The sequence below is a fragment of the Clostridiisalibacter paucivorans DSM 22131 genome, from assembly GCF_000620125.1.
Classification (GTDB): Bacteria; Bacillota; Clostridia; order Tissierellales; family Clostridiisalibacteraceae; genus Clostridiisalibacter; species Clostridiisalibacter paucivorans.
Map to the genome: position 1 here is coordinate 1 of NZ_JHVL01000087.1, position 2,450 is coordinate 2,450.

General features: G+C 32.1%; 3 protein-coding genes. All 3 read left to right on the forward strand.

Annotation, left to right across the window (positions count from 1 at the left end):
• Window positions 1-294: 294 nt before the first annotated feature.
• From Q326_RS0114820 to Q326_RS0114830, 3 genes are read left to right on the forward strand one after another with little or no spacing between them, the layout of a single operon-like run.
• A complete protein-coding gene (locus Q326_RS0114820; protein WP_026896063.1) occupies window positions 295-657 on the forward strand; it encodes a helix-turn-helix transcriptional regulator in 363 nt (120 codons plus the stop codon).
• Window positions 638-1,519, forward strand: coding sequence for an ImmA/IrrE family metallo-endopeptidase (locus Q326_RS0114825; RefSeq protein ID WP_026896064.1), 882 nt, complete (start codon window positions 638-640; stop codon window positions 1,517-1,519). The genes Q326_RS0114820 and Q326_RS0114825 overlap by 20 nt, the downstream gene beginning before the upstream one ends.
• Window positions 1,509-2,222: a hypothetical protein gene (locus Q326_RS0114830; protein ID WP_026896065.1), complete on the forward strand. Its 714-nt coding sequence runs from the start codon at window positions 1,509-1,511 to the stop codon at window positions 2,220-2,222. Before Q326_RS0114825 ends, Q326_RS0114830 begins: the two co-directional genes overlap by 11 nt.
• The last annotated feature ends 228 nt before the right edge of the window (window positions 2,223-2,450 follow it).

Sequence of the window (2,450 nt, forward strand, 5' to 3'; positions counted from 1 at the left end):
TATTAACAATTAGGGTTATATAAAAAGAACTAATCTTTTTAATTTGATTAGTTCTTTTCTGTTGCAATAAATATATCTGTAGTCTTTAGTTTATTGATTCCTTTTTTAGTTTGTCCTCTAAGTTTTATAGATTTCCATTCATGCCTCATAAAGTTTAAAAGTGACCCTGACCCCATTTATGTTATTATTTATTTCATAATACAATAACATTAATAAAAATTGACTCGTTTTGTTATTTATAGTATCATATAATTAGAAACGGGCATACTATAGTAATGAAAGGAGGCCCAAATAATGAAAGTTTTATCAACTAAAAAATTAGCTAAAACAGTTAAAAGCTTAAGAGAATCAAAAGGATTAACCAAAGAAAAACTAGGAAACTTAACTGGTATAAACAGAATTATGATTGGCCGCATTGAAAGAGAAAATTTCACTCCATCCATTATACAGTTTGAAGCTTTATCAAATGTTTTAGGTTTTGATCTTACAGAAATGTTTATGGAGAAAGAGGGAACTAACTCTTTTGTTGCTCTTCGAAGTGAAACATTAAGCGATAGTGAAAAAGAAGGCGTAGAGAAACTATTCACTATGATGTTGTCCCTTAGACAACAAATTCAATTAAGGAGATCATTTGAAAATGAATCAAATCATGCTTAATGAAGTACAAATAGATGAAATTCGAAAACTAGCCGAAGAAAAACGCCGCTCTTTAGGATTTGTAGGCGAAACACCTATTGCCAATGATATATTTACAATTCTTGATAAACTAGACATCATGTTGCTAGAGTATCCCATCGAACCTGAAGGTGATAGACCAGCTTTTTCTGCTGCAATCATGTATTCTGAAGAAAGTAATAAAAAACTTACTTTCATCGGTCTAAACACTGCAGATTATTACGACAAACAGATTTTTGCAATCGCTCATGAATTGTACCACTATTACACGAAATCTGGCTCACATCTGAGCAGACCAGAATATGAAAAAAATAACCTTATTGAGGTAAAAGCCAATCGATTTGCAGCAGAGTTTTTATTACCTGAAACTGTACTGGAAAGCATTGTACTAGATGAATTTAAGACATCTTCACTTGAAAAAATTCAACATAAAACACTGTTAAGATTTATTGCTAGACTTCACTGCACATGGTGGCTACCCTACCGTTCTCTTGTCAGAAGACTACACGAAATTGGAACAATTTCATCAGAACAGTATGCAGAGTTGTATGTTGTTGATGAAAGAAATCCTCGAGGTGAATATGGTAAAATAAGTCAGGCCATTAATAAGGAAGTATTTCTTAAACTAAATCAACCAACTAAAAATATTGGTACTTCCCCTAATAAAATCGAGGTCATAATTAGAAACTTTGAGGACAATCTCATAGATGAAGATAAATTTGCAGAAACTTTGAGCCTTTTTAATAAAACACCTGATGAATTTGGCTATGAGATAAAAGTCTCTCAAGATGACTTAGATGAGCTTGATGCTTTCTTCAGTGAGGAGGATGATGATGAAAATTAATCTTACCCATCCTAATCCAGCATTAATAAGTATTATTGAGAATCCAAAACAGATGATTACTTTAGATGCAAATTTCCTTATTCCTCCCGATAGAAGCCGGATTACTAAAAGAAGTATCGGGTTTGAACAATTCAAAAAAATTTGGTTAGATCCCATTTTCAGTGCCTTCCCAAATCTGGCAATTCACGAATCAGTGTATGACGAACTGGTTGGTATCTCTGCCCAAAAATATGTAGATGTAAAAAGGAATAGCAAACCACCTGAAATCATCGTTCATAAGGACTCCTCACTAACTGAGATTGAAAGAATCTTAAGAGATACCATCGAATCAAAAATTGCTTCTCTTACCAAATACGATCCAATGATTGATAATAAAGATGATCGTGGAGAAGTAAAATCTTTATCTTTTATTGCTGTTAAAGGTCTGCTTTATTTCGCAGCTCATGACAATAACGCCATTCAGCTCATTGAAAAATCAGAAGAATGGTCAACTGGGCTAGATAATGTACAAGCCATCAAAATGTATGAGTTAATCTACTATCTATGCAAAAATAATCTGGGAAGTAAAACAGCAATGAAAATGCTTTATAAATACCAGTACTATCTAACTAATCACGAAAAAAGTATAAATCCTAGCTGGGGAGATTTTTCCTCTAATATGGATAGTTTGTATGAGCTTAATGATACCACGTTGAATTTCTAGTTTGGTCATTATTTACATAGTAATGCTTTCCTATCTTATCACATCCCTAAGCTAGCCTTAAGATTATTAGTATTTTAAAACCTTCTTAACCTCTATAATTCACCATTGGCAGATAAGTCCCTATTCTTCTATTTACTTTTACAACACATAATCTAAAAAAGAGAACTAACCTTTTTATTTTTGATTAGTTCTCCATCTTGCAATAATGTATAGCTTTAATTAATAAAT

What these genes read in the sequence shown, in the direction of transcription:
- Q326_RS0114820 (WP_026896063.1), top strand. Translation starts at nt 295, where the DNA reads ATGAAAGTTTTATCAACTAAAAAATTAGCTAAAACAGTTAAAAGCTTA.
- Q326_RS0114825 (WP_026896064.1), top strand. Translation starts at nt 638, where the DNA reads ATGAATCAAATCATGCTTAATGAAGTACAAATAGATGAAATTCGAAAA.
- Q326_RS0114830 (WP_026896065.1), top strand. Translation starts at nt 1,509, where the DNA reads ATGAAAATTAATCTTACCCATCCTAATCCAGCATTAATAAGTATTATT.